The sequence below is a fragment of the Actinosynnema sp. NPDC023658 genome (genome assembly GCF_040639995.1).
Classification (GTDB): domain Bacteria; phylum Actinomycetota; class Actinomycetes; order Mycobacteriales; family Pseudonocardiaceae; genus Actinosynnema.
In genome coordinates this window covers 1-4,542 of sequence record NZ_JBFAAX010000474.1, presented here as the reverse complement: position 1 = coordinate 4,542, position 4,542 = coordinate 1, and the positions used below count along the sequence as shown (strand labels likewise).

General features: G+C 73.4%; 5 protein-coding genes. All 5 read right to left on the bottom strand.

Annotation, left to right across the window (positions count from 1 at the left end; genetic code table 11):
• The coding region (locus tag AB0G02_RS29255; protein ID WP_360800091.1) for a zf-HC2 domain-containing protein at nucleotides 1–252 on the bottom strand (252 nt) is incomplete at its 3' end.
• Nucleotides 249–743: a sigma-70 family RNA polymerase sigma factor gene (locus AB0G02_RS29250; RefSeq protein ID WP_360800094.1), complete on the bottom strand. Its 495-nt coding sequence runs from the start codon at nucleotides 741–743 to the stop codon at nucleotides 249–251. The genes AB0G02_RS29255 and AB0G02_RS29250, both read right to left, overlap by 4 nt.
• A gap of 29 nt (nucleotides 744–772) precedes the next feature.
• A complete protein-coding gene (locus AB0G02_RS29245; RefSeq protein ID WP_360800088.1) occupies nucleotides 773–1,612 on the bottom strand; it encodes an enoyl-CoA hydratase-related protein in 840 nt (279 codons plus the stop codon).
• Nucleotides 1,613–1,621: 9 nt separating this feature from the next.
• Entirely contained in the window at nucleotides 1,622–2,839 is a 1,218-nt protein-coding gene (locus AB0G02_RS29240; RefSeq protein ID WP_360800086.1) for a hypothetical protein, read from the bottom strand.
• Nucleotides 2,836–4,338 carry an amino acid adenylation domain-containing protein gene (locus AB0G02_RS29235; RefSeq protein ID WP_360800083.1) on the bottom strand — a complete coding sequence of 501 codons (1,503 nt, stop codon included), beginning with the start codon at nucleotides 4,336–4,338 and terminating at the stop codon, nucleotides 2,836–2,838. Before AB0G02_RS29235 ends, AB0G02_RS29240 begins: the two co-directional genes overlap by 4 nt.
• Nucleotides 4,339–4,542 lie beyond the last annotated feature (204 nt).

The window sequence follows — 4,542 nt, the reverse complement described above, 5'->3', positions numbered from 1 at the left end:
GGCCGCCAGCAGGCCGGTCAGCACGGTCGCGGGCGGCCCGTCCTCGTCGGTCCCGGGTTCCAGCAGGTCGAGCGCCCGGTCGCGGGGCACCGCGGAGAGGATGCCGGGCACGCCCGCGAACGACGACACGTCACCCGCGCACTCCGGGCACCCGGCCAGGTGCCCCTCGAACTCCCGCCGTTCGCCGGGCGACAGCGAACCCAGGACGTACGCGGCACCCCAGTCCCGGTACGGATCGACTGGCGAGCTCAACGTCCGGTGACCCCCTTCTCCTCCAGCGCCACCCGCAGCGCCCGCAGACCGTAGTGCAGGCGGGACTTCACGGTCCCCTCCGGCAGGTCCAACGCGGCGGCCAGCTCGGCGACGGACTGCCCCATGTAGTACGCACGCACGATCACCGTGCGGTGCTCCGGCGTCAACTGGGTCAGCACGTCGGCCACCAGCCAAGCGTCCAGAGCCGAGTCGCTGGGGTCGGACCGGGCCCGCTCGGGCGGCCGGGCGGACCCGACCTCCCAGCGGGCGCGGGCGCTGCGGCGCTCGTCGATCACCACGTTGCGGGCGACCGTGTACAGCCAGGCGCGGGCCGCCGTCGCTCCTTGTTCCAGCACCTTGGGGTTGCGCCACGCGCGCAGGAGGACTTCCTGCACCACGTCGCGGGACAGCTCGTCGTCCCCGGTCAGCCGGCGCGCGTACCGCCAGAGCGCGGGGGCGTGCTCGTCGTGGAGGGAGCGCAGCAGGGCAATGTGACTGTCGTTGATCGCGCACCTCCTCGCTAGTGGTGGAGCAGCGGTTCCCCGGTGACGCTCGGAGGGGTCCTGACGGGACGGGTCCTGCTCGGGAACGCGGGTGGGCGCTTGGCGAGGAACGCCGCCGTCCCCTCGCGCGCGTCCTCGGTGGTGAACGCCTCGCGGAACGCGTCCAGCTCGACGGCCAGTCCGGCCGCGACGGTGACGCCGCGGGAGCCGTTGACCGCGGCCTTGGCCAGCGCGACCGCCGTGGCCGAGTTGCCCGCGACCCGGTCGAGCACCGCGCGTGCGGCGGCCAGCATCCCACCACGGTCCTCGAACACCGCAGTGACCAGCCCGAGCCGCAGCGCCTCCGGCGCGTCGACGTGCCTGCCGGTGTAGATCAGCTCGCGCGCGACCGCGGGTCCGACCAGGCGTTGCAGCCGGACGCACCCGCCGAAGCCGGGGATCAGGCCGAGCACCACCTCCGGCTGGCCGAACACCGAGCGCCGGGTCGCGTAGGCGAAGTCGCACGCCAGCACCACCTCGCAGCCGCCGCCGAGCGCGTAACCGTCCACGCAGGCCACGACCGGGCAGGGCACCTCCTCGATCAGCCGGGTGACCCGCTGTCCGAGCGAGCCGAACCGCTCGCCCTCCTCCGGGGTCATGGCCGCCATCTCGCGGATGTCCGCGCCGGCGATGAACGCCGGGCCCGGCGCACCGGTGAGGATGATGCCGCCCGGCGCCGGTCCGGTGAGGACACCGGATAGGAAGTGGTCCAGCTCGGCGAGCACCCGGCCGGACAGCGCGTTGCGCGCCGGCGGGCGGGACACGGTGACCGTCGTGACGCCGTCCCGTTCTTCGATGAGCAAGGTCGAGTAGTCCACGAGCTCTCCTCACGAGTCCCAGATGGCGCCGAACGCGGGCACACCCCGCGCCTCCAGCTCCTCCACGACGTGCCAGGTCGTCTTCTTGTTCGAGATGCAGATCACGGCCTCCGCGCCGAACTCGCGGTGCGCGCGCAGCGCCAGCTCCACCAGGTCCGGCTTGCCGTCGCGGACGGTGTCCCAGACCAGCGCGTCCGGCTGCACGGCCTCGATCTCGTCCACCAGCCCGTCGCCGTAGGTCTCGCGCGGGGTGCGGGTGGACCACACCAGGCGCGACGGCGTCCCCCGCGACAGCAGGTGGGGCAGGCACGGCCCGATGCCGCTGCCGGTGGCCACCCACACCACGCGGGTGAACAGCTTGTCGATGTTGCCGACGCCGGCCGTGGGCACGCCCTTGACCCACAGGTGGGTCGGCAGGTCGTCGATGAGCGAGCCGGTCCAGTCGCCCGCGCGGGAGATCGTCAGCCGGAACCCGGTGCGGCCCGGGGTCGGCACGTTGGCGAACGAGTGCCACTCCAGCAGCGGGTTGCGGCTCACCGCGGTCGAGGAGCCCGCGAACGGCGTGACGCCGTAGTCGAACGACACCAGCGCGACGTGCCGCGACGGCCGGGAGATGCGCACCGGCACCCGGCGCAGGCGCGTCCACGGCAGCACGACGCTCCCAACCACCAGCAGGAGCAGCCAGAACCGGGTGGAGCCGACGAAGTCCGGTTGCCGCGAGGAGTGCAGCGCGAACAGGGCGAGCACCGTCCACCCGGCGAACCGGTGCACGCGCTCGAACACGTCGTGCCGCCGTGCGCGCAGGCCCGGCAGCGCGAACACGACCATCGCGGCCATCAGCGCGAGGATCGTCCACGTGAGCGGGTCGGGGAGGGTCCAGGCCGCCACCGCGAACCACGCGGTCGCGCACAGCGCCGCGCCGACGTGCAGGCCGCCGAAGTGGTAGACCTTGCCCAGCGACCAGCGCACGCGCAGGGGCCAGGTCGTCGGCGCGCTGGTCGCGAGCCGGAACAGCAGGTTGACCACGTGCTGCTGGCGGATCAGCACGGCGAGGGCGACGTTGGCCACGACCAGGTCCGCGACCGCCTGCGCGGAGTCGACGCCGAACGCCACGAGGGCGTTGACCAGGACGACCGCGGCGGCGAGCCGGTTGTGGTGGGTGAACGGCCGTCGTCTCCACCTGAGCCTGAACCGCGCCGCGGGTAACTCCGGACGCGTGGTGGTCATGCGACGGTCACCAAGGACGACAGGGCGGCCCGGTCCACTTTGCCGCGGTCGGTCAGCGGCAGGTCGTCCACCGGGACGATCGTCGTCGGCACGCAGTAGTACGGCAGGGCGCGCGCCACCGCGTCCCGGGCCTCGTCGGGTGCGACGGTGGCCGGGCTGACGAACCCGACGAGCCGGCCGTCGTGCAGGACGGTCGTCGCGCGGACGCAGCCCGGGGCCGTCTCCAGCGCCGAGGTCACCGCGTCCAGCTCGACCCGGAAGCCGCGCACCTTGACCTGGTCGTCGGTGCGGCCGTGGTGCTCCAGCTCGCCGTCGGGCGTCCAGCGGCCCAGGTCGCGGGTGCGGAACATCAGGTGGTCGCCGCCGAGGAACGGGTCGGGGCGGTAGCGCTGGGCGGTCAGCACGTCGTTGCCCAGGTAGCCCGCCGTGACGCAGGCGCCGCCCGCCCACATCTCCCCGATCTCGCCGATCGGGCACGGCCGCAGGTCCTCGTCCAGCACGTACACCGTGGTGTTCGGCACCGGGCGGCCGATGGTCAGCGCGCCCACGCGCGGGTCGTAGCGCTGCACGGTGTTGACGATGGTGACTTCCGTGGGGCCGCAGGCGTTGTGGAACGCCGCGCGGGCGGACCAGGCGTCGGCCAGGGGCTGCGGGCAGCGCTCACCGGCCACGGCGACCACCCGCACGTCCGGGCACGCGGCCGGGTCCACTGTGGACAGCACGCCCGGGGTGGCGATGAGGACGGTGGCGGTGCTCGCCGCCCGTGCGACGTCCCGGCCGCGGATGACGGACGTCGCGCCGTGGGCGAGCGCGCCGAACAGCTCCCACACCGCCATGTCGAACGCGATGTTCAGCAGCTGCGCGACCCGGTCGCCCGGTCGGATGCCCAGCGAGCCGGGCTCGGTCAGCAGGAGGTTGCACAGGTTGGCGTGGGTGACGCGGACGCCGTTGGGCACCCCGGTCGTGCCGGAGGTGAAGATGACGACGGCGGTCTCGCCGTCCCCCGTCCGCGGTGGGTCGACGCGGCGGTCCGGCAGGGTGTCGAGGGCCAGGACGGTCGGTGCGGCGAGCCGCGGCGCGTGCTCCGCGGTGGTCAGGACGACGTCGATGCCGGCGGTGCGCAGGACGTGGTCCAGGTGCGGCGCCGGGGTGATGCGGACGTCCTGGGGCACGTAGGCGGCGCCGACCTTCAGCACCGCCAGGATGCCGACGACCAGGTGGATCGACCGGGTCAGGAACACCCCGACGTGATCCCCCGGGCGGACGCCCGCGTCGAGCAGGGAGGCCGCGACGACGTCGGCGCGGTGGTCGAGCTCGCCGTAGGTCAGGCAGCGACCCTCGTGCTCGACCGCCCGCGCGTGAGGCGACCGCGCCACGTGGTGCTCGAAGGCGTGGTGTATCCGGTGGAACGGCGGCGTGGCGCTCGGTCCCCGCCCGAATCGTCGGAACAGCGGACGGTCGTCCGGCGGCAGGCCTTGCACAGCGGGGTCCTCGGTCATGGCCGTCACAGGGTGTGAACCTCTCGTCAGCCGGGCGTGGTCACCCGGTCTGAACGAGACAGCCCCGCCGTCCGTTCAAGCCGAACCGAAAAAAGTGTTTGAAACTTCGCCAACCCGCGCGTGTCCTACGCCCGGAACGACCGTGTCCTACGTCCAGGACCACCGAGTTGAACGCTCAGGACGGCCTGGCCGTGTTCCGAGCGT

What these genes read in the sequence shown, in the direction of transcription:
- AB0G02_RS29240 (WP_360800086.1), bottom strand. Translation starts at nt 2,839, where the DNA reads ATGACCACCACGCGTCCGGAGTTACCCGCGGCGCGGTTCAGGCTCAGG.
- AB0G02_RS29235 (WP_360800083.1), bottom strand. Translation starts at nt 4,338, where the DNA reads ATGACCGAGGACCCCGCTGTGCAAGGCCTGCCGCCGGACGACCGTCCG.